The organism is Streptomyces sp. NBC_01283, from assembly GCF_041435335.1.
GTDB lineage: Bacteria > Actinomycetota > Actinomycetes > Streptomycetales > Streptomycetaceae > Streptomyces.
The window spans coordinates 2,857,533-2,883,507 of sequence record NZ_CP108430.1 but is presented as its reverse complement, the minus strand read 5'-3'; the positions used below and the strand labels follow the sequence as shown (position 1 = coordinate 2,883,507).

Sequence of the window (25,975 nt, the reverse complement as noted above, 5' to 3'; positions counted from 1 at the left end):
GGAGCACTGGGATGAGCAGGACACAACGTACGGACGAGGGCCATGGACGGCTCGGCAGCGTGCTGTCGGGACTGGCCGTGGCCCTTGGCTGTGTGCTCTTCCTGGGAGGCTTCATCTGGGGCGCCGTCCTGTACCAGCCGTACACCGTGCCCACCGGGTCGATGACGCCGACGATCGGCGCGGGCGACCGGGTCCTCGCGGAGCGGATAGACGGCAGCGAGGTGCGCCGGGGCGACGTCGTCGTCTTCAGGCAGGCGAGCTGGGGCGACCTGCCGATGGTCAAGCGTGTGGTCGGCGTCGGCGGAGACCGGATCTCCTGCTGCACGGACGGCAAGCTGATGGTCAACGGCAAGCCCGTCGCAGAACCGTATCTTCCCGAGGGCGAGGGCGCCGCGGCCACCGGAATCCCGGCCACCACGGTCCCCAAGGGCAATCTCTTCCTGCTCGGTGACGAGCGCAGCGGCTCCCTGGACTCCAGCGTGCACCTGGGCGACTCCAACCACGGCTCCGTGCCGCGCGGTGCGGTCGAGGGGCGGGTCGACGCGGTGGCCTGGCCGACGGAGAGGCTCGGGACGCTGGAGCGGCCCGCGGGCTTCGCGGACATGCCGGGCGGAATCTCCGAGCCCGGCCCCGTGCGGCTCATGGTGTGGGCCGTGGTGGCCGGTGCCGTCCTGGTCCTGGGCGGTGCCGCGTACGGCCCGGTGGCCAAGCGGATGCGGCGCGGGCGTGAGCGTCCGCGGAACCGCGACCGCTCGGCGGAGAGCGCCCATGTCGGCTGAGCCGTCGCCGCCCGGGGTGGACCCGGGGGCGGCGCGCAGGGTCGCGCGGGTGGTGCTGCTCGATCCGCAGGACCGGATCCTCCTGCTGCACGGCCACGAGCCCGAGGACACGGCGGACGACTGGTGGTTCACGCCGGGCGGCGGTCTGGAGGGCGACGAGACGCATGAACAGGCCGCGCTGCGAGAACTGATGGAAGAGACGGGCATCTCCGAGGTCGAGCTCGGGCCTGCCCTGTGGCAGCGGCTCTGCTCCTTCCCCTTCGCCGGCCGGCGCTGGGACCAGGACGAGCGGTACTTCCTGGCGCGTACGTCACAGACGTACACGCAGGCCACAGGGTTGACGGAGCTGGAACGACGGACTGTCGCGGGAGCGCGTTGGTGGACGTGCCAGGAACTGACCGAGGCACATGAGACGGTGTATCCGACCAGGCTCGCCGAGTTGCTTCGCAGGCTGCTCGACGAGGGTCCTCCGAGCCGGCCCGAGACGCTCGACACGGAAATCGTGTAGAGGCTTCAGGGGCTGACGCACAATAGGGGGACGCACGGCTGAAGGGGAACATGCCATGAGCGCCGAGGACCTCGAGAAGTACGAGACCGAGATGGAGCTGAAGCTCTACCGGGAGTACCGCGATGTCGTCGGTCTGTTCAAATACGTGATCGAGACCGAACGGCGCTTCTATCTCACCAACGACTACGAGATGCAGGTGCACTCCGTCCAGGGTGAGGTTTTCTTCGAGGTATCCATGGCGGATGCCTGGGTGTGGGACATGTACAGGCCCGCACGGTTCGTGAAGCAGGTACGCGTCCTCACGTTCAAGGACGTGAATATCGAGGAGCTCAACAAGAGCGATCTCGAGCTGCCGGGCGGCTGAGTTCACCGGCACGGGTGAGTGAGTTATCCACAACGCGTGAGTCGTCCACCAAGATCCACAAGGTCCGGGGCTGAGTCCCAGTGTGGATGTCGGAGGTGGTTCCGACATGAACGCACGTGGGGCAGTCGGGCGGTACGGCGAAGATCTGGCCGCGAGGCGGCTGGGCGAAGCCGGGATGACGGTTCTGGAGCGCAACTGGCGCGGCGGCAGAACCGGCGAGATCGACATCGTGGCCATGGACGGCGAAGCGCTGGTCGTCTGTGAGGTCAAGACGCGCAGAGCCCGCCTGGTCGGCGCGGGGATCTTCCAGCACCCGATGGAGGCCGTGGGCCAGGCCAAGGCGGAGCGGCTGCGGCGGCTCGCCGAGCGCTGGATCGAGGAGCGCGGCGGTCCACCACCGGGCGGTGTGCGCATCGACCTGGTCGGCGTGCTGATCCCACGCCGCGGCGCCCCCGTCGTGGAGCACGCGCGGGGGGTGGCCTGATGGGATTCGCGCGTACGTGCTCCGTGGCTCTGGTGGGCGTCGAGGGCGTGGTCGTCGAGGTGCAGGCTGATCTGGAGCCGGGCGTCGCGGCGTTCACGCTGGTCGGGCTCCCGGACAAGAGCCTCACGGAGAGCAAGGACCGGGTCAGGGCCGCGGTGGTCAACTCGGGCGGGGAATGGCCCCAGAAGAAGCTCACGGTGGGCCTCAGCCCGGCCTCGGTGCCCAAGAGCGGCAGCGGATTCGATCTCGCGGTGGCCTGCGCCGTGCTCGGTGCGGCCGAGCGGATCGATCCGCGGACCCTCACCGACATCGTGATGATCGGCGAGCTCGGGCTCGACGGGCGGGTGCGGCCGGTCAGGGGCGTGCTCCCCGCGGTCCTGGCGGCGGCGGACGCGGGCTATGAGCAGGTCGTCGTCCCGGAGTGCACGGCGGCCGAGGCGGCGCTGGTGCCGGGGGTCTCGGTGCTCGGGGTGCGCAGCCTGCGGCAGTTGATCGCCGTGCTGACCGACGAGCCGGTGCCGGAGGAGGAGCCGGACGTGCCCGGGCGGCCCGACCCGATGCTCGCGGGGCTCTGCGTGCCCGGGACCGGTATCGGCACGGGGCTCAGCGGCGGCCTCGACGACGCCCTCGCCCTGGACCTCGCCGACGTCGTCGGACAGACCTCGGCCAGGACCGCCGTGGAGGTGGCGGCCACGGGCGGGCACCACCTCTTTCTGCAGGGCCCGCCGGGCGCGGGAAAGACGATGCTCGCGGAGCGGCTGCCGGCGATCCTGCCCCGGCTGACCCGGGAGGAGTCCCTGGAGGTGACGGCCGTCCATTCCGTGGCGGGCATGCTGCCACCGGGCAAGCCGTTGGTGGACACCGCGCCGTACTGCGCACCGCACCACTCCGCGACGATGCAGTCGCTGGTGGGCGGCGGCAAGGGAATCGCACGGCCGGGGGCGGTGTCGCTGGCTCATCGTGGCGTGCTCTTTCTCGACGAGGCGCCGGAATTCAGCACCCAGACCCTGGACTCCTTGCGGCAGCCCCTGGAGTCGGGCCATGTGGTGATCGCTCGCAGCGCGGGAGTGGTGCGACTGCCCGCGAAGTTCCTGATGGTGCTCGCGGCCAACCCCTGTCCCTGCGGTCGGCACACCCTGCTGGGCGACGGCTGCGAATGCCCGGCATCCGTCATCCGCCGCTATCAGGCGCGGCTCTCGGGCCCGCTGCTCGACAGGGTCGACCTGAAGGTCGAGGTGGAGCCGGTCACACGATCCGAGCTGGCGGGGTTCGGCACTCCGGGGGACTCCACACAGACGGTCGCCGACCGGGTACGCGGCGCCCGGGAGCGGGCCGCGGCCAGGCTGGCCGACACCGGCTGGCGTACGAACAGCGAGGTGCCGGGCCACGCCCTGCGCACGCGGTGGCCCGCCGAGCCGGGCGCACTGGACGCCGCCGAACTCGACCTGGAGCGCGGCTTCCTGACCGCCCGGGGGCTCGACCGGGTCCTGCGGGTGGCCTGGACCGTCGCGGACCTCGCAGGCCGTGGCCGACCCGCAGCACAGGACGTCGCCCTGGCGCTGCAGTTGCGTACGGGGGTGTCGAGGGGCGTGCCGATGGCGATCGGGGCACTGACATGACCGAGGACCCGGGCCCCTCCTCGGAGCAGGAGCGGCTGGCGAGGGTCGCCCTGACCCGGATCCTCGAACCGGGGGACGAGGTGGGCGGACGGTGGTTGCGCGAGGCCGGGGCCGTGGAAGTGGTGCGACGGCTGGCCGAGGGGGAGGAGCGGCTCGACGGAGTGACACCGGCCCGGTGGGAAGGGCTGCGGGCGCGGGCCGGGAACGCGCGGCCCGAGCGGGATCTGGTGGTGGCGCGGGACGCGGGGGTGCGGTTCGTGTGCCCGGGGGAGGCGGAGTGGCCCGTCCAGTTGGACGACCTCGGGGACGCGCGGCCGGTGGGATTGTGGGTGCGGGGGCAGCCCAGCCTGCGGATCTGGGCGCTGCGGTCGGTGGCGGTGGTCGGCGCGCGGGCCTGCACGGAGTACGGGGCGCATATGGCGGCCGGGCTCGGCGCGGGGCTGGCCGAGCGGGGCTGGGTGGTCGTGTCGGGCGGCGCCTATGGGGTGGACGGGGCCGCGCACAGGGGAGCACTGGGGGCCGGCGGGGCCACGGTCGCGGTGCTCGCGTGCGGGGTCGACCGGGCCTATCCGCGAGGACACACCGAGTTGCTCAGGAGGATCGCGGAACAGGGTCTGCTTGTGGGGGAGTTGCCGCCCGGGGACCATCCCACGCCGAGCAGATTCATCCTCCGGAACCGCGTGATCGCCGCTCTCACCCGGGGGAGTGTCGTCGTCGAGGCCGCTTACCGCAGTGGTGCGCTCGCCACGGCGCGCAGTGCGCGGGAGCTGGGACGGTTCACGATGGGGGTGCCGGGCCCCGCGACGAGCGGGCTCTCCTCGGGGGTGCACGAACTGCTGCGTCGGGACGGAATCCTGGTGACCGACGCGGCGGAAATCGTCGAGCTGGTGGGCGACATGGGCGAGCTGGCCCCGGAGCGCCGCGGCCCCGTCGTACCGCGCGATCTGCTCGCCCCTGATGCCGCGCGCGTCCTGGCGGCGCTGCCCGCCCGGGGCAGCGCGTCACCCCGGGAGATCGCGCTCGGCGCGGGCACGGTGGTGGACGCGGCGATCGGTCGGCTGTACGAGTTGCGCTCTCTCGGGTTCGTCGAACGACACGGCGACGGCTGGCAGTTGACACGCCAGGCGATTGTGTCGGTCTTGCCGAAAGGAGACGCTCCGTGACCGAACGTGTTCGGCCGTCTGGATGAACCCCCGATGGCCTTGGGAATGGCCGCAGTTGACGCTTCGCGATCGTCACGCACGGCGACGGGAGGTGCTCGGTGGGGCGCCCAGCGGAACGTATCTGCGTACGCGGGATCCCCTGCTGTTCGCACACTGCGACACTCCAGTCACGCTACGCTCACAAGGATTCCGACGCGGACAGGCAACCACAGGCAGACAGACGGACAACCTCATTCACTTCACGCAAGCTCACCACCTCGCGGGCGCGGGCGAAACCATCGGCCCGCACGACCTCACCACCTCACGGCAGAACGGCTCAAGGCAACACATGCCCCAGCACACCTCAGGGTCCGATCGGGCGGCGGCGGTTCCGCCCGCTGCCCGTAGCGGCGAGCGGGAGCGGCCCCCCGCCCCCTCGTCGCTGGACGAGCTGTGGCGGTCGTACAAGGACACGGGGGACGGGCGGCTGCGCGAGCAGTTGATCCTGCACTACTCACCCCTGGTGAAGTACGTCGCGGGCCGGGTCAGCGTGGGGCTTCCGCCCAATGTCGAGCAGGCGGACTTCGTGTCCTCCGGGGTGTTCGGGCTGATCGACGCGATCGAGAAGTTCGACATCGAGCGGTCCATCAAGTTCGAGACGTACGCGATCACCCGCATCCGGGGCGCGATGATCGACGAACTCCGGGCGCTCGACTGGATTCCCCGGTCCGTGCGGCAGAAGGCACGCAACGTAGAGCGGGCCTACGCCACGCTCGAGGCGCAGCTGCGGCGCACGCCGTCGGAGAACGAGGTCGCCCACGAGATGGGCATCGCCATCGAGGAACTCCACACCATTTTCAGCCAGTTGTCGCTGGCGAACGTGGTGGCTCTGGAGGAGCTGCTGCACGTCGGCGGCGAGGGCGGGAACCGGCTGAGCCTGATGGACACCCTCGAGGACACCGCGGCCGACAACCCCGTGGAGGTCGCCGAGGACCGCGAGCTCCGGAGGCTGCTCGCGCGCGCGATCAATACGCTCCCGGAGCGCGAGAAGACAGTCGTCACGCTCTACTACTACGAAGGGCTGACGCTCGCCGAGATCGGAAACGTGCTCGGGGTGACGGAGAGCCGGGTGAGCCAGATCCACACGAAATCCGTGCTCCAGCTGCGGGCGAAGCTGGCAAGTTTCGGCCGCTGAGCGCGCTGAATCGTCCCTGCCCCGGCCTGTGCCGTGCGGCCGGGCCGCGGGTTTCCAGGGGGTGGATCGACTCCCGTCCTGGCGGTCACGTCCGTAGAGTGGAGGGCGTGCCAAGGATTCGAGCGGCCTCCGTGGCCGAGCACCGGTCGATGCAGCGCGGCGCCCTCCTGGACGCTGCGCGGTCCCTGCTGTCCGAGGGCGGTACGGAGGCGTTGACCTTCCCCGCCCTCGCTGAACGCACGGGGCTCGCACGGTCATCCGTGTACGAGTACTTCCGGTCGCGTGCCGCGGTCGTCGAGGAGCTGTGCGAGGTTGACTTCCCCGTCTGGGCGGCGGAGGTCTCCGCCTCGATGGAGGGGGCGGAGTCCGCCGAGGGCAAGGTCGAGGCGTACGTCCGGCGGCAGCTCGACCTGGTGGGGGACCGGCGCCACCGGGCCGTCGTCGCGATCTCCGCGGCCGAGCTGGACGCGGGCGCGCGGGAGAAGATCCGGGCCGCGCACGGCGGGCTCGTCGCCATGATCGGCGAGGCGCTGCGCGAGCTCGGGCACGCGGAGCCCCGGCTTGCGGCGATGCTCCTGCAGGGCGTCGTGGACGCGGCCGTGCGGCGCATCGAGCTGGGCGCCGCGGAGGACCCTTCCGCCATCACCGACGCAGCCGTCGCCATGGCCCTGCGGGGCGTCCGGGCCTGATCCCCCGCTCACCGAAGCGAGCAGCTGGAGTGCCGCGCGCTCCTGGCGAGCTGCCGCGCCCGCAGCGGGGCAGCATCTACCCCGGCCCAGCCTCCCACCCCCACGGCAACAGTCGCAGCAGTGGTGCGTCCGTCATCGGCAGCAAGCGGGACGTCCCGCGTCGTAGCAGCCACGGTGGCAGCAGCGACAACGGGTTCAGGTATGTCTTGGCTCTCAGCAGGCCCCAGTGGAGGCAGCTGCTCGGGCAGTGGGCCCTGGGGAGTTCCAGTACCCCCAGCGCCTCGCCCGTCGTCACCTCGGCGCCCTTCTTGACGGTGGCCCGCACCGGCTCGTACGTCGTGCGCAACGGCGGATCACCCGTGCCCGTCAGTTCCACCGCGACCACTCCCCGGCCCGCCACCCGGCCCGCGAAGGAGACCCTGCCCGCAGCCACGGCCCGGACCACCGAGCCCGGCGGCGCCCCGAGGTCCACGCCCCGGTGCCCCCGGCCGTACTCCGTCGCCGGGGGCTCCCAGCCCCGTACGACGGCGGGTCGCACCCCCACGGGCCACACCCCCGCCACCTTCGGCACCGGCTCCCGGGCGCCTGCCCCCGCCTCCGGCACCCCAGCAGCCCCAGCCGGCAGCACCCCCGCCGTGATCAGCACCACGGCCGGCACCACCAAGCTCAGCCCGATCCGCCGCTTCTGCCGTACCCCTCGTCGCCTGTGAGACATGACAGAACCGTCCCGCGCCGGGCCGTTCCGCGGGGATCATGGCGCGGATCTGTGGATGACCAGCCGCTTGTGGACAGCGGCGTCACCCGCTGCCTCGCGGGTCCCGTACACTTCTTGTGGCGATCCGGGTCACCGGGTCGACTTCGCACGCCCCGACATCAGGCCTTCAAAAGCCGGATGCCAGCGCCTCTCGGTCCTTTGTGGCACGGCGCATCGCGGGCGTCAGGCGCGACCGCCATCCGGCGGACGCGGCACAACCGAGAACACCTAGGAGTACGGCCATGGCCGTCGTCACGATGCGGGAGCTGCTGGAAAGCGGCGTCCACTTCGGTCACCAGACCCGTCGTTGGAACCCGAAGATGAAGCGCTTCATCTTCACGGAGCGCAACGGCATCTACATCATCGACCTGCTCCAGTCGCTGTCGTACATCGACCGCGCCTACGAGTTCGTCAAGGAGACCGTCGCCCACGGCGGCACGGTCATGTTCGTCGGCACGAAGAAGCAGGCGCAGGAGGCCATCGCCGAGCAGGCGACCCGCGTCGGCATGCCCTACGTGAACCAGCGCTGGCTGGGCGGCATGCTCACCAACTTCTCGACCGTCTACAAGCGCCTGCAGCGCCTGAAGGAGCTCGAGCAGATCGACTTCGAGGATGTGGCCGCGTCCGGCCTCACCAAGAAGGAGCTGCTCGTCCTCTCCCGCGAGAAGGCCAAGCTGGAGAAGACCCTCGGCGGTATCCGCGAGATGTCCAAGGTGCCCAGCGCCGTCTGGATCGTGGACACCAAGAAGGAGCACATCGCGGTCGGCGAGGCCCGGAAGCTCAACATCCCGGTCGTCGCCATCCTCGACACCAACTGTGACCCCGACGAGGTCGACTACAAGATCCCGGGCAACGACGACGCGATCCGCTCCGTCACCCTGCTCACCCGCGTGATCGCCGACGCCGTCGCCGAGGGCCTCATCGCCCGTTCCGGCGTGGCCACGGGCGACCAGAAGCCGGGCGAGAAGGCCGCCGGCGAGCCGCTCGCCGAGTGGGAGCGCGACCTGCTCGAGGGCGAGAAGAAGGCCGACGAGGCCAAGGCCGACGAGCCGAAGGCCGAAGAGGCCGAGGTTCAGAAGTCCGCCGAGACGGAGAAGGCCGCCGACGCCGAGCAGGCCGAGGCCCCCGCCGAGGTTGCCGCCGCCGAGGCCCCCGCCGCGGAGACCGAGCAGGCCTGACCTTCACAGGTTCGGTAGTTGACGGCGGGGGCCATCAGGCCCCCGCCGTTCACCCGTAGATCTTTCAGACCTCCGAAAGAGAATTTCAGGATCATGGCGAACTACACCGCCGCTGACGTCAAGAAGCTCCGTGAGCTCACGGGCGCCGGCATGATGGACTGCAAGAAGGCGCTCGACGAGGCCGACGGTAGCGTCGACAAGGCCGTCGAGGCCCTGCGCATCAAGGGCCAGAAGGGCGTCGCCAAGCGCGAGGGCCGCTCCGCCGAGAACGGCGCCGTGGTTTCCCTCATCGCCGACGACAACACCTCCGGCGTGATCGTCGAGCTGAAGTGCGAGACGGACTTCGTCGCCAAGGGCGAGAAGTTCCAGGCCGTCGCGAACTCGCTGGCCGCGCACATCGCCAAGACGTCCCCGGCCGACCTCGAGGCGCTGCTCGCGTCCGAGATCGAGTCCGGCAAGACCGTCCAGGCGTACGTCGACGAGGCCAACGCCAACCTCGGCGAGAAGATCGTCCTCGACCGCTTCGCCCAGTTCGCGGGCACGTACGTCTCGGCGTACATGCACCGCACCATGCCCGACCTGCCCCCGCAGATCGGTGTCCTGGTCGAGCTGGACAAGGCCGACGCCGACCTCGCCAAGGGCATCGCGCAGCACATCGCCGCCTTCGCGCCGAAGTACCTCTCCCGTGAGGACGTTCCGGCCGAGGTCGTCGAGTCCGAGCGCCGTGTCGCCGAGGAGACCACCCGCGCCGAGGGCAAGCCCGAGGCCGCGCTGCCCAAGATCGTCGAGGGTCGCGTCAACGGCTTCTTCAAGGAGGCCACCCTCCTCGGTCAGCCGTACGCGCTCGACAACAAGAAGTCCGTCCAGAAGGTCCTGGACGAGGCCGGTGTCACCCTGAAGCGCTTCTCGCGCATCAAGGTCGGCATCTGAGTCCGTACCGCGATCGACGGTAGACCCCGCTAGGGTCGACAGCGGTCGCCCGCGTACCCACGCAGTACGCGACGTACGACCGCAGGATCTGACGAGGAGGCCATTGCCGAGCATGGGATGCGAACGACACCCCACCGGCAGTGGCCTTCTTCGTATGTGCGCCGAGCAAAAAGAAGCGAGAACTCCATGACCACCAAGGCCGACACAAACAGTGGTGACGACAAAGTCGCCGGTCGTTTCCTGCTGAAGCTCTCCGGTGAGGCATTCGCCGGCGGGGGCGGCCTTGGCGTCGACCCCGATGTGGTGCACGCGATCGCCAAGGAGATCGCCGCGGTCGTCCGGGACGGAGCCCAGATCGCGGCCGTCATCGGCGGCGGCAACTTCTTCCGTGGCGCGGAGCTCCAGCAGCGCGGCATGGACCGGGCCCGCTCCGACTACATGGGCATGCTCGGCACCGTCATGAACTGCCTTGCCCTGCAGGACTTCCTGGAGAAGGAAGGCATCGAGTGCCGGGTCCAGACCGCCATCACCATGGGTCAGGTCGCGGAGCCGTACATCCCGCTGCGCGCCGTCCGGCACCTGGAGAAGGGCCGTGTGGTCATCTTCGGCGCAGGCATGGGCATGCCGTACTTCTCCACCGACACGACCGCGGCGCAGCGCGCCCTGGAGATCGACGCCGAAGCCCTGCTCATGGGCAAGAACGGCGTCGACGGTGTCTATGACTCCGACCCCAAGACCAACCCGGACGCGGTGAAGTACGACGCGCTCGGGTACGGCGAGGTCATCACCCGCGACCTGAAGGTCGCCGACATGACCGCGATCACGCTGTGCCGCGACAACAAGTTGCCCATCCTGGTCTTCGAGTTGCTCTCCTCCGGAAACATCGCGCGTGCCGTCAAGGGTGAGAAGATCGGCACACTCGTGGGCGACGGGGGTACCCGCGCCTGATCTCGGGGACGCCCTCCGAGGGATGGACAAAGCCCTGCCGGTCGGACACGGTGCAGGGAAAGAGACGCGACGCAGCCGACACCCCATGGACTCCCCCTACTTCACCGTGTGGGGGCGCCCCAGCCCACTCACAACACGCAGGAGCAAGTGGTGATCGAAGAGACCCTCCTCGAGGCCGAGGAGAAGATGGAGAAGGCCGTCGTGGTCGCCAAGGAGGACTTCGCCGCGATTCGCACAGGCCGTGCGCACCCGGCGATGTTCAACAAGATCGTGGCTGACTACTACGGCGCCCTTACGCCGATCAATCAGCTGGCCTCGTTCTCGGTGCCCGAGCCGCGGATGGCCGTGGTGACCCCGTTCGACAAGAGCGCGCTGCGCAACATCGAGCAGGCGATCCGCGACTCCGACCTCGGCGTCAACCCCAGCAATGATGGAAACATCATCCGGGTGACGTTCCCCGAGCTGACGCAGGACCGCCGCAAGGAGTACATCAAGGTCGCCAAGACCAAGGCCGAGGACTCCAAGATCTCGATCCGCTCCATCCGCCGCAAGGCGAAGGAAACGTTCGACAAGGCGATCAAGGACGGCGACATCGGCGAGGACGAGGGCCGTCGCGCGGAGAAGGAGCTCGAGGACGCGACCGCGAAGTACGTCGCTCAGGTGGACGAGCTGCTCAAGCACAAGGAAGCCGAGCTGCTCGAGGTCTGAGGGCTGAGGGCTCGAAGTCTGAGGACTGAGGAATCCGATCCGTGAACGACTCTTCCTGGGGGGCGCCTCCCAGAGCCGGGTACTGGGGGCCGCCCGACCAGGGCCCTGCTCAAGGGGCTGCCCCGGCAGGTCCCGCGTACGATGCGCATGACGCCCTGTATCCAGCAGAGACGCAGCCCATGCCCATCGTGCCTGACATGCCTGAAGTACCCCAGGAGCCCATGCCCAGCGCATCACAGCCCGCCCCTGAGGCGCCGCGCACGCCTCAGGCACCGCAGGTGCCTCAGACGCCTCAAGCGCCTCAAGCGCCGCAGAAGAAGAGCGCGGGCCGTGATCTCGGGGCGGCCATAGGAGTCGGCGTGGGGCTCGGCGCGGTGATCATCGCGTCGCTCTTCATCGTGAAGGCCGTCTTCATCGGCGTCATAGCGGTCGCCGTCGTGGTCGGCCTCTGGGAGCTCACCTCGCGGCTCCAGGAGCGCAAGGAGATCAAGGCGCCGCTGGTCCCGCTGGCGGTGGGCGGCGCCGCGATGGTCGTCGCCGGATACGTCCGCGGGCCCGAGGGCGCCTGGGTCGCCATGGCGCTCACCGCGCTCGCGGTGCTCGTCTGGCGGATGACCGAGCCGCCCGAGGGCTATCTGAAGGACGTCACGGCGGGCGTCTTCGCGGCGTTCTACGTCCCGTTCCTCGCCACGTTCGTGGCGATGATGCTCACCGCGGACGACGGCGCGATGCGGGTGCTCACGTTCCTGCTCCTGACCGTGGTCAGCGACACCGGGGCGTACGCGATCGGCTGGCGCTTCGGCAAGCACAAGCTCGCCCCGCGCATCAGCCCCGGCAAGACCCGCGAGGGCCTGGTCGGAGCGGTGACGTTCGCGATGGCGGGTGGCGCGCTGTGCATGGAGTTCCTGATCGACGGCGGCACGTGGTGGCAGGGGCTGCTCATCGGCCTCGCGGTCGCCGCGAGCGCGACGCTCGGGGACCTGGGCGAGTCGATGATCAAGCGTGACCTCGGCATCAAGGACATGGGCACGCTGCTGCCGGGGCACGGCGGCATCATGGACCGCCTCGACTCGCTGCTGCCGACCGCACCGGTCGTGTGGCTGCTGCTCGTGATCTTCGTAGGGTCCGGCTGACCTGCGCATGCGTACGTGAGGGGCTCGCCGTCCATCTGGACGGCGAGCCCCTTTTCGCATGCCGCGTGCGGTGTGCCGTACGCCGCTTACTTCAGCTTGTGGCACGCCTTCTGCGAGAGGTTCTTCCACTGCACACAGACCAGCGTGCCCTTGCGGAGCCTGGGCCCTGTGGTGGTCCCGACCTTGCCCCACTCGACCTCGGCGGCGTTGCCGTGCGGGATCGAGTGGGCCTTGCGCCAGCTCTTGCCGACGTGGGTCGAGCCGCCCGGCTGCTTGTACAGCCAGCGCGCCTTGCCCGCCTTGTACGGAGACCTGGCCGACTGGACGTAGTTCAGGCCACGCTTGGCGGACCCCTTCTTGTTCCAGTAGAAGAAGGAGACCGAGTACGCGCAGGTCCTGCCGCTCTGCTTCACGCAGCGCACTTCCTGGTGCTTGCTGACCGCCGCGGCCTGGACGCCGGTCCCGGCGTGGGCCGGTGCCGCGGTCGTCACGGCGAGCGCTGCGGTGGCGCCGATCAAGAGCGCCTTCCCCGTTTGATTCAACACGTGCTGATTACCTCCAGCGAAGTTGATGTTGTCGGTGAAGACTCTAGTGATCCATGTCAGGCACATGACAGGCCTTTCGCCGACCGGTTCTCCGTGCCGCCGCGGGTGGACAGGGGAGGGCTCCCATCGTCTGCGACACTGGATGGACCATGCCTGTACCCGGAGAACTCACCTTTGTCGCGCCCCGCGGAGCCAAGAAGCCGCCGCGGCATCTCGCCGACCTCACGCCCGCCGAGCGCAAGGAAGCCGTTGCCGCTGCCGGCGAGAAGCCGTTTCGTGCCAAGCAGCTCTCGCAGCACTACTTCGCGCGGTATGCGCACGACCCGGAGCAGTGGACCGACATTCCCGCCGGTTCACGTCAGAAGCTCCAGGAGGCGCTGCTTCCCGAGCTGATGTCCGTGGTGCGGCACATCAGCTGTGACGACGACACCACGCGCAAGACGCTGTGGCGGCTCTTCGACGGGACGCTCGTCGAGTCCGTGCTCATGCGCTATCCGGACCGCGTGACGATGTGCATCTCGTCGCAGGCCGGGTGCGGGATGAACTGTCCGTTCTGTGCGACGGGGCAGGCCGGGCTCGACCGGAATCTGTCGACCGCCGAGATCGTGCATCAGATCGTTGACGGGATGCGCGCGCTGCGGGACGGGGAGATCCCCGGAGGGCCCGCTCGGCTCTCCAATATCGTGTTCATGGGGATGGGTGAGCCTCTTGCTAACTACAACCGGGTGACCGGGGCGATTCGCAGGCTGACCGATCCCGAGCCGGACGGTGTGGGCCTCTCGCAGCGTGGCATCACCGTGTCGACCGTCGGTCTGGTGCCCGCCATCCACCGCTTCGCCGACGAGGGCTTCAAGTGCCGCCTCGCCATCTCGCTGCACGCGCCCGACGACGAGCTCCGCGACACCCTCGTACCCGTCAACACGCGCTGGAACGTGCGTGAAGTGATGGATGCCGGGTGGGAGTACGCCGCCAAGTCGGGGCGTCGCCTCTCCATCGAGTACGCGCTGATCCGCGACATCAACGACCAGGCCTGGCGCGGTGACCGCCTCGGGCGGCTGCTGAAGAACAAGCCCGTGCACGTGAACCTCATTCCGCTGAACCCGACGCCCGGGTCGAAGTGGACGGCCTCGCGGCCCGAGGACGAGAAGGCCTTCGTGGACGCCATTGCCGCTCATGGGGTGCCCGTCACGGTTCGTGACACCCGGGGCCAGGAGATCGACGGGGCGTGCGGTCAGCTCGCCGCGTCGGAGCGTTAGTCTGCCGGGCGTTAGGCTGGCCGAAACACAACTTCATAGCCGGAACACATCTTCATATTCCGACAGGGGAGCGCCACAGCGCTGAGAGTGCGGCAGCCAAGGACAGGTTGGCCGCAGACCCTCTGAACCTTGCCCGGGTCATTCCGGGTAGGAAGTTCGGACATCACTCAAGCTGTTGCGCCCTGCCCGCGGACCCGTCCGATCCGGTCTGGTCCGCGGGCAGGGCCGCGTCTCTTCCTGGTCACTCCAGGAGGAATGAACTCAGTGAGCACCACCAAGAAGGTCACGGTCACCGCGGTCGCGGTGAGCATCGGGCTCGTCGCGCTCTCCGCGTGCGGCAGCTCGTCGGACAGCGGCGACAAGGCCGACTCCAAGAGCGTCACCCTCGTCAGCCATGACTCCTTCAACGTCTCCAAGGACGTACTGAAGGCGTTCGAGAAGAGCTCCGGCTACAAGGTCAACGTCCTGAAGGACGGCGACGCCGGTGCCGCCGTGAACAAGGCGATCCTCTCGAAGGACAACCCGCAGGGCGATGTCTTCTTCGGCGTCGACAACACCCTGCTCTCGCGTGCGCTCGACAACGGCCTCTTCCAGTCGTACGAGGCCAAGGGCTCGGAGAAGGTCGGGTCGGAGTTCCGGGTCGACGGGGACAAGCACCGGGTGACGCCCGTCGACAGCGGCGACATCTGCGTCAACTACGACAAGAAGTACTTCGCCGACAAGAAGCTGGCGCCGCCGAAGTCCTTCGCGGATCTGACCAAGCCCGCCTACAAGGATCTGCTGGTCACCGAGAACGCCTCGACCTCGTCGCCCGGCCTCGGATTCATGCTCGGCAGCGCCGCGCAGTACGGCGACGACGGCTGGCAGGGCTACTGGAAGAAGCTCAAGGCCAACGGCGTCAAGGTCGTCGACGGCTGGGAGCAGGCCTACAACGAAGAGTTCTCCGGGTCCGCCGGCGGCAAGAAGGCGAAGGGCGACCGGCCGCTCGTCGTCTCGTACGCCTCCTCGCCGCCCGTCGAGGTGCTCTACGCGAAGCCGCAGCCCAAGCAGGCGCCGACCGGCGTCGCGACCGGCACCTGCTTCCGGCAGGTCGAGTACGCGGGTCTGCTCAGCAACGCCAAGAACGAGAAGGGCGGCAAGGCGCTGCTCGACTTCCTGATCGGCGCCGAGTTCCAGAAGGACATGCCGCTGAACATGTTCGTGAACCCGGTGCGGGAGAAGACCGAGCTGCCCGAGCTGTTCGTCAAGCACGGCGTGAAGGTCGACGACCCGGAGACCATGGACCCGAAGAAGATCGCCGACAACCGTGATCAGTGGGTCAAGTCGTGGACCTCGCTCGTACTGAAGTAAGCGGATCCCCTAAGGGGAGCGCCTCTCGCAAGGGGAGCCCTTCACGTAAGGGGAGTGCTTCCCGTAAGGGGCGCTCGCGCGGGAGCGCGGCGCGGCTCGGTCTGATGGCCGTGCCCGTCGCGTTCTTCGCGGTCTTCTTCGCCTATCCGGTCGCCGCGATCGTCGCGCGCGGCCTGAAGGTGGGCGGGGCGTGGCAGTTCGGGCGGATCGCGGAGGTCGTCGGGCAGTCCGACGTCCGGCACGTGCTGTGGTTCACCACCTGGCAGGCGCTCGCGTCGACCGCGCTCACGCTGCTGATCGCGCTGCCCGGCGCGTATGTCTTCGTGCGCTTCGAGTTCAGGGGCAAGCAGGTGCTCCGGGCGGTCGTCACGGTGCCGTTCGTGCTGCCGACGGTCGTCGTCGGGACCGCGTTCCTCGCGCTGCTCGGGCGCGGTGGGCTGCTCGATGAGATGTGGGGTGTGCGGCTCGACACGACCGTGTGGGCGATCCTGCTCGCGCACGTCTTCTTCAACTACGCCGTCGTCGTACGGACCGTCGGCGGGCTCTGGTCGCAGCTCGACCCGCGCCAGGAAGAGGCCGCGCGGATGCTCGGCGCCTCGCGGTGGACCGCTTGGCGCACCGTGACGCTGCCCGCGCTTGGGCCCGCGGTCGCCGCCGCCTCCCTCATGGTCTTTCTGTTCACCTTCACCTCGTTCGGTGTGGTGCAGATCCTCGGCGGGCCCGCGTACTCGACCCTTGAGGTCGAGATCTACCGGCAGACCGCCCAGCTCCTCGACCTGTCCACGGCCGCCGTCCTGACGATCGTGCAGTTCGCGGCGGTCGGCTTGATCCTCGCCGTGCACGCGTGGACGGTGCGCAGGCGGGAGAGTGCCCTGAAGCTCGTCGACGCGTCCGCGGTGGCGCGGCGGCCGCGTGGCGCGGGGCAGTGGGCGCTGCTGGGCGGGGTCATGCTCACCATCGCCGTGCTGATCCTGCTGCCGCTCGGGGTCCTGATCGAGCGCTCGCTGAGCGGCCCCGACGGCTACGGCTTCACCTACTACCGGGAGCTGACATCGGCGGAGGGCGGGGCCTTCCTCGTCCCGCCGATCGAGGCCGTGTGGAATTCGCTCCAGTACGCGCTCGCCGCCACCGCCATCGCCCTGGTGATCGGCGGGCTCGCGGCGGCGGCGCTCACCCGGAGGGCCGGCCGTCTGGTGCGCGGCTTCGACGCGCTGCTGATGCTGCCGCTCGGGGTGTCCGCGGTGACGGTCGGCTTCGGGTTCCTGATCACGCTGGACAAGCCGCCGCTGGACCTTCGGTCCACATGGATCCTGGTGCCGCTCGCGCAGGCGCTGGTGGGCGTGCCCTTCGTCGTACGCACCATGCTTCCCGTCCTGCGCGCGGTGGACGGACGCCTGCGTGAGGCGGCCGCCGTGCTCGGGGCATCGCCGTTGCGGGCGTGGCGTGAGGTCGATCTGCCGATGGTGCGGCGGGCGCTGCTGATCGCCGCGGGGTTCGCCTTCGCCGTTTCCCTGGGGGAGTTCGGCGCGACGGTGTTCATCGCGCGGCCGGACAACCCGACCCTGCCGGTCGCCGTGGCCCGTCTCCTGGGGCGGGCCGGTGAGCTCAACTACGGGCAGGCGATGGCACTTTCGACGATCTTGATGGTGGTGTGCGCGGTGTCGCTGCTGCTGCTCGAACGCCTCCGTACCGACCGCACGACTGGGGAGTTCTGATGGGTGTGGGTGTGGGTGTGGGTGTGGGGTCGGGGCAGGGTGCGGGGCTGCTGACTCTGGCTGATGCGACCGTTCGGTTCGGGGCGCGGGCCGTGCTCGACGGTGTCGGGCTTGAGGTCGAGGAGCACGAGATCGTGTGCGTGCTCGGGCCGAGCGGCAGCGGCAAGTCGACGCTGCTGCGGGCCGTCGCCGGGCTCCAGGAACTCGACGGGGGGCGGGTTCTGCTCGACGGCCGGGACCAGCGGGGGGTGCCCGCGCACAAGCGGGGCGTCGGCCTGATGTTCCAGGACCATCAGCTTTTCCCGCAGCGCGATGTGGCGGGCAATGTTGCCTTCGGGCTGCGGATGCACGGCGTATCGCGGGGTGAACAGGCCGACCGGGTAGCCGAGTTGCTCGAACTCGTGGGGCTGCCGGGTGCGCAGCGGCGGGCTGTCGCCTCGCTCTCGGGCGGGGAGCAGCAGCGGGTCGCTCTCGCGCGTGCGCTCGCGCCCAGGCCGCGCCTGCTGATGCTCGACGAGCCGCTCGGGCAGCTCGACCGTTCGCTGCGGGAGCGCCTTGTCGTCGAACTCCGTGAGCTCTTCGACGAGTTGGGTACGACGGTCCTCGCGGTCACGCACGACCAGGGTGAGGCTTTCGCGCTCGCGGACCGGGTCGTGGTGATGCGGGACGGGCGGATCGCCCAGTCCGGTACGCCCCTTGAGGTCTGGCGGCATCCGGCGGACGAGTTCGTGGCGCGGTTCCTCGGCTTCGACAACGTCGTCGACGCGACGGTGGCGGGGGAGGTGGCGGACACCGTCTGGGGCAAGATTCCGGTACCGGGGAACGGGGGGAATGGGGGGAACGGAGAGGGCGTGAGGGATGGTCGGTGCCGGGTGTTGGTGCGGCCCGCCGGGGTGCGGCTGGTGGCCGCGGACGAGGGGCTGCCGTGCGTGGTGACGGCGCGGACGTTCCGGGGGACCCATGTCGCCGTTCACCTGGAGCCTGCGGAAGGGCCGCGGCTGGAGGCGGCCTGTGCGTTGCGGGATGCGCCTGGGGTGGGGGAGACGGTAGGGGTTGCGTTCGACGCGGGGGATGTCGTGGTTCTGGGCTGAGGCGGGGCGGGGTGCGGGTGCGGGTGGGCGGGCGTTATTGAGGTGTGGGTGTCTGCGGGGTGTGCCTAGGGTTCGGCCCATGAAGACATGGGAGTACGACCGCCAGTGCGCCGAAGTCGCTGTTCAGCTGGGTCTCTTGAGGGACACGCTGGCGGGGGCGGATCTGTCGGCGACCGTGCCGACGTGCCCGGAGTGGACGCTGGGGTACCTCGCCCGGCATGTGGGTGGCGCCGTGCGCTGGGCCGAGCGCCTGGTGGGCACGCGGGCCACGGGGGACATCCCGGAGGAGGACGTCCCGGGGATCCGCGGGCCGGAGGGGGACGATCCCGCGGCCCTCGACGCCTGGCTCGCGGAGACTGCCGAGCTGTTCGTGGGGACGATGGGTGGTGCGCGGGCCGATACGCCGGTGTGGTCCTGGTCCGATCGGCATGATGCGGGGTTCTGGGCGCGGCGCATGATGCATGAGGTGGCTGTGCACCGGGCGGACGCGGCGATTGCCGCCGGGGTGACGTATGAGGTCGCGCCGGATGTTGCCGCCGATGCGATCGATGAGTGGCTGGAGATCGTGCAGTTCGTGCAGCGGTCCGAGCCGGAGGACAGTGCCGCCGAGTTGCGGGGTGGGGGGCGGAGCATCCATCTCCATGCCACGGATGCGCCCTCGGAGGTGGATGCCGAGTGGGTCATCGAGTTCGGTGAGGAGGGGTTCAGCTGGCGGCCGGGGCATGAGAAGGCGACCGTTGCTCTGCGGGGGCCGCTTACTGAGGTGCTGCTTGCGTTCTATCGGCGGCGGGGGCTGGATGGTGGGGCCGTGGAGGTGCTGGGGGAGCGGGAGCTGTTGGACTTCTGGCTGGAGCGGGCTTCGTTCGGGTGATTTATCCCCAACCCCGCCCCTTCCCGAAAACCGGCTGCGTCGGGGCTTCGGGGTGCTTTGGCGCGCCGAAGCTCTGCGTGCCGTCGTCACCGGCTCCGCCGAGTTCGACCTCAAACGCCGGACGGGCTGGACAAGCCCACGCGGGTCCGCCGGGGCGGAAGGCTGGGGGCTTGTGCGCCGTAGCTCTGCGTGCCGTCGTCACCGGCTCCGCCGAGTTCGTCCTTAAACGCCGGACGGGCTGGAAAACCCACGCGGGTCCGCCGCCGGGGTGGAGGCGTGAGGGCCCGTGCACCGGAGTCTTGCGTGTCGTCATCACCGGCTCCGCCGAGTTCGTCCTCGAACGCCGGACGGGCTGAACAGCTCACCGGATGGGCCGGAGAAGCTCACACCGGACGGGCTGGAAAGCTCACCGGACGGGCGAGAAGAGCCCGTCGGACGGCTGCAAAGGTCACCGGACGGGCCGGAAAAGCCCGTCGGCGGGCTGGATAGGTCAGGGCGTCAGTCCGTCGGGAGTGATGCCAAGGTGGCCGGTGCGTCCTCCACCTTGTCCACCAAAGCGATCCTCGACTCCATCGTGCGGCCCCGCGCCAGCGCCTGCAGCAGGGGCCAGGCCGGGAGGCGGTTCGTCCAGTGTTCGTGGTTGACCAGGATCATGGGGGCCGGTTCGCCGCGGGACTCGTAGTAGTTCGGGGTGGCCGCGTCGAAGATTTCCTGGAGCGTGCCCGCCGCGCCGGGGAGGAAGATCACGCCCGCGTTCGAGCGGGCCAGCAGGCCGTCCTCGCGGGTGGCGTTGGCGAAGTACTTGGCCAGGTGCGTGGCGAAGGCGTTCGGCGGCTCGTGGCCGTAGAACCACGTGGGGATGCCCACCGACGCACCGCCGGCCGGCCAGCGCTCGCGGACGTCGAAGGCCGCCCGCGCCCATTCGGTGATCGACGGGGTGAAGGACGGCGCCTTGGCGAGGAGTTCGAGCGCCTCGTCCAGCATCTCGTCGCGGAATACGGACGCGTACGCGCCCAGGTTCGCCGCCTCCATCGCGCCGGGACCGCCACCGGTGGCGACCGTGAACCCGGCGCGGGCGAGCGAGCGGCCGAGCCGGGCCGCACCCTCGTACTCCGTCGTGCCGCGGGCCATCGCGTGGCCGCCCATCACCCCCACCACCCGCGCGCTGACGAGCAGTTCGTCGAGTGCGTCCGAGATCGAGTCGTCGTGGATCGCGCGGAGCATCGAGGAGAAGACGTCGCCGTCGGCCTTGGTCTCCTGGAACCACGCGTACGCACCGGCGTCAGGAGTCGCCTCGTACCCACCGTCGGAGAGTCCCGCGAAGAGTTCTTCCGGCGTGTAGAGGAGGCCGCGGTACGGGTCGAACGGCAGGCCGGGGACGGGTGGGAACACCAGCGCCCCGGCGGCCCGCATCGCGTCCACCGCGTCCTGCTCCATCGGGCAGCCGAGGAAGACCGCGCCCGTGGCGTCGCAGGCCCGCAACACGGACGTACGAGCCATCAGGTCTATGGCCTGTACGCGGCACCCGGCGAGCGAGCCCCTCGCCGCGACCTCGTCGAACTCCTCCAGCGACTCGATCTCGCGGTCGCCGCCCGGCAGTTGGGGCGAAGGCGCGGCGCCGGATGCGGATGCCGATGTGGACGCTGATGCGGGAGTCTGCTGCATTCGCCCATGCTAAGCAGGCGGTGCCGGGTGGTGAACCTCAACCCAGAGCTGAGGTCCGTCGCCCCAGACCGGTGGACCTCAGCCCGAAGCTCTGGACCCGGCCCACCGCCGTGGTCGACCCTCAGCCCTGGACCTCGGACGGGTCCATCCACATGATTTCCCAGGTGTGGCCGTCCAGGTCGTCGAAAGCGCGGCCGTACATCATGCCGTAGTCCTGCGTCTTACCCGCCGTGCCGCCGGCCGCCAGCGCCTTGTCGACCAGCTCGTCGACCTTCTCGCGGCTCTCGGCGCTCAGACACAGCAGCGTCTCGCTGGTCGACTTCGGGTCCGCGATCTGCTTCTCCGTGAACTGCTGATAGTGCTTCTTGCTCAGCATCATCGCGATGATCGTGTCGCTGATCACGACGCAGGCGCAGTCGTCCGTCGTGAACTGAGGGTTGATCGTGTAGCCGAGCTCCGTGAAGAACTTCTTCGAGCTGTCGACGTCGTTCACGGCGAGGTTCACGAAGATCATCTGCTGGTACATGTGGTGTCTCCCGTTGCGGTGAGTTCTGCGTGGTGCGTGCGTCCCGTGCCTTACGGAGGGGTAGACGTACGTTCGACGCGGAACTCATCGCTCGTCGCGGATTTTCTTTCCGCCTCAACTCGCCGGGACACTGGCCGCCTCTCTCCTCGTGCCGGGCGCGGTCTCTCAGCCCGCCAGCGGAAGCGCCGCCAGCTGCGCGACCACCCAGGTCAGCGGGCCGAACACGGCCGCGAGCGTGCCTGCCCGCAGTGCGGCGGTGCCGCGCAGCATCGATGCCGGAGCCCCGAGCTGGAGCAGCGCCGATGTGGTGTCCGAGCGCGCGTGCTTGGCCTCGATCGCGGCCGTGGCCAGGGTGAGGACCGCGCAGCCCGCCACCAGCAGCGAGCCGAGCGTGGTCAGCGGGCCGATGTCCGGCCGGTCACCGGAGTAGAGCGTGAGCGCCGCGTACGCCGCGGAGCCCACCACACAGAGCACCCCGAGCGGCCGCCCGATCCGCCGGGCCTCCTCCTGAAGCCCACGTCCGGCAAGCAGCCGCATCGCGCCGGGCCTGACAGCTTGGAGGATCCGCCCGCAGAGATACGTGAGGCCGGGCCCCGCGAGGGCGAGGCCGAGCGCCGTCAGCGCCCATCCGGCGAGCACACCCGCGGGGCTGCCGGTCAGGCCGCCCGGCATCGTCAGGTTCGAGGCGCCGGGGGAGCGGCTCGCGTAGGTCTCGACGGCGAGGCCCGCGGCGAGCAGCGCGACCCCCCAGGGCAGCCCGCTGGGCGGGGCGGTGGGTGCGTTCGGGTCCGCCGGCTCCACCTGCCCGGCACCGGACCCGGCTCCGGACCCGGCGGCGGCCTTGGATCCGGCTTTTGCTCCGGACTTGCCGCCCGGCTTGGCGCTCCTGGGACGCAGTACGGCCGCGCTGGCCGCGGTGGCGGTCAGCGGGACCAGGGCGAGCAGGGTGAGCGCCGCGCCGAGGGGCAGCGGCTGCCCGGCGGCGAGCAGTCCGGCCGATGCTCCGTCGAACGGCAGGCCCGTCAGGTCGCCGCGCAGGTGCAGGAAGAACAGGAGCGCGACCATCGAGCCGAGCGTGCACGCCACGGCCGTGGAGATCGCGGCGAGCACCGAGAGCCTGGCCGGACCGAGCCCGACCGCGGAGAGCCCGGAGCGTGGCCTGGTCGCCGGGTCGGTGCGCGCGACGGTGACGGCGAAGTACACGGTGGCGGCGATCGGCGCGGCGCACCAGGCGAGCCGCAGCACGGCCCCGCCGGACGCGTCCGGGTGCCCCATCGCGTACCCCAGCGTGCACAGCAGCAGGAAGCCGGTGCCGGCCGACGCCGCGGCGACGAGCAGCCTGCGCAGCTGGACCAGGGGGTGAGCCCCGCGGGCTAGACGGAGAGCGAGCACGCGGCCCGGCCTTCCGCATCGTCGGAATCGCCCTCGGCGGAAGCGGAAGCGGAGCTGCCCCCGCCACCCCCGCCGCCCCCGCCATCCCCGGCCTCCGGACCGTCCTCGGCCTCCGCACCGCCCTCGGCCCTCGCACTGCCCGCACTGCCCGCACCGCCCTCGGCCCCGGCCCTAGCCGCGAGCCCGCCCGATCCCGGCAGGTGCACCGTGTTCACGCGCCTCCCGTCGAGCAGCGTGACCGTCCGGTCGGCGAGGGCGGCGACCTCCGCGTCGTGCGTGGCGAGGACGACCGTGATGCCGTGCGAGCGGGCCGCGGTCGTCAGCGTGCGCAGGACGTGTGCGCGGTCGGCTCGGTGCAGCGGCGCGGTCGGCTCGTCGGCGAAGATCACGGACGGCATCGTGACCAGGGAGCGGGCGATGGCGATGCGCTGGCGCTGGGCCTGGAGCAGCGCGTGCGGCCGCTTGCGGGCGCAGTCACCGATGTCGAGGCGGTCGAGCCACTCCTGGGCGGAGCTCTTGGAAACCTTGTGCGACGTGCCGCGCAGCATCAGCGGCATCGCGACGTTCTCCCAGGCCGTGAGCTCGGGCACGAGGTGCGGCTCCGGGTCGATCCAGCCGAAGCGGTCGCGGCGGAGACGTTCGCGGACCACCGGCCCCATCGTGTGCACCGGCGTGCTGTTGAACCAGACCTCGCCCTGCTGGGCCAGGAGCTGGCCGGAGAGGCAGCGCAGAAGAGTCGTCTTGCCGCTGCCACGCGGGCCGGTGACGGCGAGGATCTCGCCCTCGCGGACACCGAGCGATACGCCGGTGAGCGCGGGCGAGCCGTTGTGTGTGACGTGGAGGGCGCGTGCCCACAGCACGTCGTTGTCCGGCGGGGCCACCATCACGTACACCTCGGTTCAGATCAGTTTGCCTCCCCCGTACGGGGGAACGAAGGCGGGGCCGATCGGTCACTGGGCACGCTAGGGATCCAGGCCGCGCTGCCTGGAAACGACGCGGCCCGGGGGCGCCCGTTCTCACTCGAACGGGCGCCCCCGGGGCCGGTGTTGATCACTCGATCACACTATGGATCCCTGGGGGACGTCGTGCTTCCCTGCGGATCCACGCGGACCTCCATGGATCAGAGCTTCGTCCACGCCTCCGTGAGGACGTGGCGCAGGATGCCCTCGATCTCGTCGAAGGTCTCCTGGGTGGAGATCAGCGGCGGGGCGAGCTGTACGACCGGGTCGCCACGGTCGTCGGCGCGGCAGTACAGGCCGTTCTCGTACAGCGCCTTGGAGAGGAAGCCGTACAGGACGCGCTCGGTCTCCTCGTCGTTGAACGTCTCCTTGGTGGCCTTGTCCTTCACGAGCTCGATGCCGTAGAAGAAGCCGTTGCCGCGGACGTCGCCGACGATCGGCAGGTCGTGCAGCTTGCGCAGGGTCTGGTAGAACGCGTCCTCGTTGTCGAGCACGTGCTGGTTCAGACCCTCCTTCTCGAAGATGTCGAGGTTGGCGAGACCGACCGCGGCCGACACCGGGTGGCCGCCGAAGGTGTAGCCGTGCAGGAAGGTGTTGTCACCCTTGTAGAACGGCTCGGCGAGCTTGTCCGAGATGATGCAGGCGCCGATCGGGGAGTAGCCCGAGGTCATGCCCTTGGCGCAGGTGATCATGTCCGGGATGTAGTCGAACTTGTCACAGGCGAACATCGTGCCCAGGCGGCCGAAGGCGCAGATGACCTCGTCCGAGACGAGCAGCACGTCGTACTTGTCGCAGATCTCGCGCACGCGCTGGAAGTAGCCGGGCGGGGGCGGGAAGCAGCCGCCCGCGTTCTGTACCGGCTCCAGGAACACGGCGGCGACCGTCTCGGGACCCTCGAAGAGGATCTCCTGCTCGATCTGGTCGGCGGCCCAGCGGCCGAAGGCCTCGGGGTCATCGCCGTGGATCGGGGCGCGGTAGATGTTCGTGTTCGGCACCTTGTGCGCGCCCGGGACGAGCGGCTCGAAGGGGGCCTTGAGCGCGGGCAGACCGGTGATGGACAGGGCGCCCTGCGGGGTGCCGTGGTAGGCGACCGCGCGCGAGATGACCTTGTACTTCGTGTGGTTGCCGGTGAGCTTGTGGTACTGCTTCGCCAGCTTCCACGCGGTCTCGACGGCCTCGCCGCCACCGGTGGTGAAGAAGACCTTGTTGAGGTCGCCGGGCGCGTGGTTGGCCAAACGTTCCGCCAGCTCGACGGCCTTCGGGTGGGCGTAGCTCCACACCGGGAAGAAGGCCAGCTCCTGAGCCTGCTTGTACGCGGTCTCGGCGAGCTCGTGACGACCGTGGCCGGCGTTGACCACGAACAGGCCGGAGAGGCCGTCGAGGTACTTCTTGCCCTTGTCGTCGTAGATGTAGGTGCCCTCGCCACGCACGATGGTGGGCACGGGTGCGTTCTCGTAGTCCGACATGCGGGTGAAGTGCATCCACAAGTGGTCGTACGCGGTTTGGCTGAGGTCCTTGCTCACGGCTATCGGGTTCCCCACATATAGGTCTGCTTCTTGAGCTTCAGGTAGACGAAGCTCTCGGTGGAGCGCACGCCGGGGAGGGCGCGGATGCGCTTGTTGATCACTTCGAGAAGGTGGTCGTCGTCCTCGCAGACGACCTCCACCATCAGGTCGAAGGAGCCCGCGGTCATGACCACGTACTCACACTCGGCCATGGCCGTCAGCGCCTCCGCGACCGGATCCAGATCGCCCTCGACGTTGATGCCGACCATCGCCTGCCGCCTGAACCCCACGGTGAGCGGGTCCGTGACGGCGACGATCTGCATCACGCCCTGGTCGAGCAGCTTCTGGACGCGCTGGCGCACGGCCGCTTCGGAAAGGCCCACGGCCTTGCCGATGGCGGCGTACGGACGGCGTCCGTCCTCCTGAAGCTGTTCGATGATCGCCAGGGAGACGGCGTCGATGGACGAAGAACCGTTCCCTTGTCGGGAACTGCTGGAATCTGCGCTGCGACTGGCCACGACCCCATGGTGCACAGGACTCGTCGGTTCCGCAAGGTCAGATCGATGTAATTCGTTGTCTGGAGCTTCGATCGTCACGGATTTCGCAGCTCTGGGCCCCCGGGTATGTTGAAAGCGTCGGTACACCGACTAGGGTGGGTGTCTCATCCAC

General features: G+C 69.6%; 26 protein-coding genes and 1 riboswitch. Of the genes, 18 read left to right on the top strand and 8 right to left on the bottom strand.

All coding sequences use genetic code 11. The features are described 5' to 3' along the window. Positions 1-11 precede the first annotated feature (11 nt). The 8 genes from lepB (at position 12) to OG302_RS12870 (ending at position 6,780) form a co-directional block, all read left to right on the top strand. The gene (gene lepB, locus OG302_RS12905) at positions 12-779 is read left to right on the top strand and encodes a signal peptidase I (protein WP_371526930.1); all 768 of its coding nucleotides are present in this window, start codon (positions 12-14) and stop codon (positions 777-779) included. Continuing rightward, positions 769-1,287, top strand: a complete 519-nt coding sequence (locus OG302_RS12900) for an NUDIX hydrolase (RefSeq protein ID WP_371526929.1) — start codon at positions 769-771, stop codon at positions 1,285-1,287. Before lepB ends, OG302_RS12900 begins: the two co-directional genes overlap by 11 nt. 55 nt (positions 1,288-1,342) lie before the next feature. Beyond that, positions 1,343-1,651 (top strand): DUF2469 domain-containing protein, encoded by a 309-nt coding sequence (locus OG302_RS12895; RefSeq protein WP_003965949.1) that lies wholly within the window; start codon positions 1,343-1,345, stop codon positions 1,649-1,651. Positions 1,652-1,757: 106 nt separating this feature from the next. Then, a complete protein-coding gene (locus OG302_RS12890; protein WP_371526928.1) occupies positions 1,758-2,135 on the top strand; it encodes a YraN family protein in 378 nt (125 codons plus the stop codon). Continuing rightward, positions 2,135-3,754, top strand: a complete 1,620-nt coding sequence (locus OG302_RS12885) for a YifB family Mg chelatase-like AAA ATPase (protein ID WP_371526927.1) — start codon at positions 2,135-2,137, stop codon at positions 3,752-3,754. Before OG302_RS12890 ends, OG302_RS12885 begins: the two co-directional genes overlap by 1 nt. After that, entirely contained in the window at positions 3,751-4,917 is a 1,167-nt protein-coding gene (dprA, locus tag OG302_RS12880) for a DNA-processing protein DprA (protein ID WP_371526926.1), read from the top strand. Before OG302_RS12885 ends, dprA begins: the two co-directional genes overlap by 4 nt. A 328-nt stretch (positions 4,918-5,245) precedes the next feature. Further along, positions 5,246-6,091, top strand: coding sequence for an RNA polymerase sigma factor WhiG (whiG, locus tag OG302_RS12875; protein ID WP_371526925.1), 846 nt, complete (start codon positions 5,246-5,248; stop codon positions 6,089-6,091). 131 nt (positions 6,092-6,222) lie between these two features. Continuing rightward, positions 6,223-6,780: a TetR/AcrR family transcriptional regulator gene (locus OG302_RS12870; protein ID WP_371750104.1), complete on the top strand. Its 558-nt coding sequence runs from the start codon at positions 6,223-6,225 to the stop codon at positions 6,778-6,780. Between the two features lie 76 nt (positions 6,781-6,856). Here the strand turns inward: OG302_RS12870 and OG302_RS12865 are convergent, their stop codons facing one another. Continuing rightward, the gene (locus OG302_RS12865) at positions 6,857-7,495 is read right to left on the bottom strand and encodes a peptidoglycan DD-metalloendopeptidase family protein (RefSeq protein ID WP_371526924.1); all 639 of its coding nucleotides are present in this window, start codon (positions 7,493-7,495) and stop codon (positions 6,857-6,859) included. A 281-nt stretch (positions 7,496-7,776) separates the two neighbouring features. On the opposite strand from OG302_RS12865, the gene rpsB reads away from it, so the two are divergent. From rpsB to OG302_RS12840, 5 genes are all read left to right on the top strand, one after another. Further along, positions 7,777-8,712 carry a 30S ribosomal protein S2 gene (gene rpsB / locus OG302_RS12860; protein ID WP_371526923.1) on the top strand — a complete coding sequence of 312 codons (936 nt, stop codon included), beginning with the start codon at positions 7,777-7,779 and terminating at the stop codon, positions 8,710-8,712. Positions 8,713-8,805: 93 nt separating this feature from the next. After that, positions 8,806-9,642, top strand: coding sequence for a translation elongation factor Ts (tsf, locus tag OG302_RS12855; protein ID WP_361838008.1), 837 nt, complete (start codon positions 8,806-8,808; stop codon positions 9,640-9,642). A gap of 186 nt (positions 9,643-9,828) precedes the next feature. After that, positions 9,829-10,590 carry a UMP kinase gene (gene pyrH / locus OG302_RS12850; protein WP_361838005.1) on the top strand — a complete coding sequence of 254 codons (762 nt, stop codon included), beginning with the start codon at positions 9,829-9,831 and terminating at the stop codon, positions 10,588-10,590. Positions 10,591-10,740: 150 nt separating this feature from the next. Next, positions 10,741-11,298, top strand: coding sequence for a ribosome recycling factor (gene frr / locus OG302_RS12845; protein ID WP_361838002.1), 558 nt, complete (start codon positions 10,741-10,743; stop codon positions 11,296-11,298). A 41-nt stretch (positions 11,299-11,339) separates the two neighbouring features. Continuing rightward, complete coding sequence (locus OG302_RS12840; protein WP_371526922.1) at positions 11,340-12,431, top strand: phosphatidate cytidylyltransferase; 1,092 nt, start codon at positions 11,340-11,342, stop codon at positions 12,429-12,431. A gap of 86 nt (positions 12,432-12,517) precedes the next feature. Here the strand turns inward: OG302_RS12840 and OG302_RS12835 are convergent, their stop codons facing one another. Further along, entirely contained in the window at positions 12,518-12,976 is a 459-nt protein-coding gene (locus tag OG302_RS12835) for a hypothetical protein (protein ID WP_371526921.1), read from the bottom strand. A 149-nt stretch (positions 12,977-13,125) separates the two neighbouring features. Between OG302_RS12835 and rlmN the strand changes: the two genes are divergently transcribed. From rlmN to OG302_RS12810, 5 genes are all read left to right on the top strand, one after another. Then, positions 13,126-14,232 carry a 23S rRNA (adenine(2503)-C(2))-methyltransferase RlmN gene (gene rlmN, locus OG302_RS12830; protein ID WP_361837993.1) on the top strand — a complete coding sequence of 369 codons (1,107 nt, stop codon included), beginning with the start codon at positions 13,126-13,128 and terminating at the stop codon, positions 14,230-14,232. A gap of 54 nt (positions 14,233-14,286) precedes the next feature. Next, positions 14,287-14,404: riboswitch (TPP riboswitch) on the top strand. Between the two features lie 83 nt (positions 14,405-14,487). After that, on the top strand, positions 14,488-15,582 hold the full coding sequence (locus tag OG302_RS12825; RefSeq protein ID WP_371526920.1) for a thiamine ABC transporter substrate binding subunit: 1,095 nt from the start codon (positions 14,488-14,490) through the stop codon (positions 15,580-15,582). Further along, complete coding sequence (locus OG302_RS12820) at positions 15,558-17,297, top strand: ABC transporter permease (RefSeq protein ID WP_371526919.1); 1,740 nt, start codon at positions 15,558-15,560, stop codon at positions 17,295-17,297. Before OG302_RS12825 ends, OG302_RS12820 begins: the two co-directional genes overlap by 25 nt. Beyond that, positions 17,297-18,388: an ABC transporter ATP-binding protein gene (locus OG302_RS12815; RefSeq protein ID WP_371526918.1), complete on the top strand. Its 1,092-nt coding sequence runs from the start codon at positions 17,297-17,299 to the stop codon at positions 18,386-18,388. The genes OG302_RS12820 and OG302_RS12815 overlap by 1 nt, the downstream gene beginning before the upstream one ends. A 79-nt stretch (positions 18,389-18,467) precedes the next feature. Continuing rightward, positions 18,468-19,259 (top strand): maleylpyruvate isomerase family mycothiol-dependent enzyme, encoded by a 792-nt coding sequence (locus OG302_RS12810; protein WP_371526917.1) that lies wholly within the window; start codon positions 18,468-18,470, stop codon positions 19,257-19,259. Positions 19,260-19,757: 498 nt separating this feature from the next. Here the strand turns inward: OG302_RS12810 and OG302_RS12805 are convergent, their stop codons facing one another. From OG302_RS12805 to OG302_RS12780, 6 genes are all read right to left on the bottom strand, one after another. Beyond that, the gene (locus tag OG302_RS12805) at positions 19,758-20,924 is read right to left on the bottom strand and encodes an LOG family protein (RefSeq protein WP_371526916.1); all 1,167 of its coding nucleotides are present in this window, start codon (positions 20,922-20,924) and stop codon (positions 19,758-19,760) included. Positions 20,925-21,045: 121 nt separating this feature from the next. After that, a complete protein-coding gene (locus OG302_RS12800; RefSeq protein ID WP_371526915.1) occupies positions 21,046-21,450 on the bottom strand; it encodes a VOC family protein in 405 nt (134 codons plus the stop codon). 165 nt (positions 21,451-21,615) lie between these two features. Then, on the bottom strand, positions 21,616-22,842 hold the full coding sequence (locus tag OG302_RS12795) for a hypothetical protein (protein ID WP_371526914.1): 1,227 nt from the start codon (positions 22,840-22,842) through the stop codon (positions 21,616-21,618). Next, positions 22,824-23,726: an ABC transporter ATP-binding protein gene (locus OG302_RS12790; protein WP_371526913.1), complete on the bottom strand. Its 903-nt coding sequence runs from the start codon at positions 23,724-23,726 to the stop codon at positions 22,824-22,826. The genes OG302_RS12795 and OG302_RS12790 overlap by 19 nt, the downstream gene beginning before the upstream one ends. 236 nt (positions 23,727-23,962) lie before the next feature. Continuing rightward, a complete protein-coding gene (locus OG302_RS12785) occupies positions 23,963-25,342 on the bottom strand; it encodes an aspartate aminotransferase family protein (protein ID WP_371526912.1) in 1,380 nt (459 codons plus the stop codon). After that, positions 25,327-25,839, bottom strand: coding sequence for an Lrp/AsnC family transcriptional regulator (locus OG302_RS12780; protein WP_249592806.1), 513 nt, complete (start codon positions 25,837-25,839; stop codon positions 25,327-25,329). Before OG302_RS12780 ends, OG302_RS12785 begins: the two co-directional genes overlap by 16 nt. Positions 25,840-25,975 lie beyond the last annotated feature (136 nt).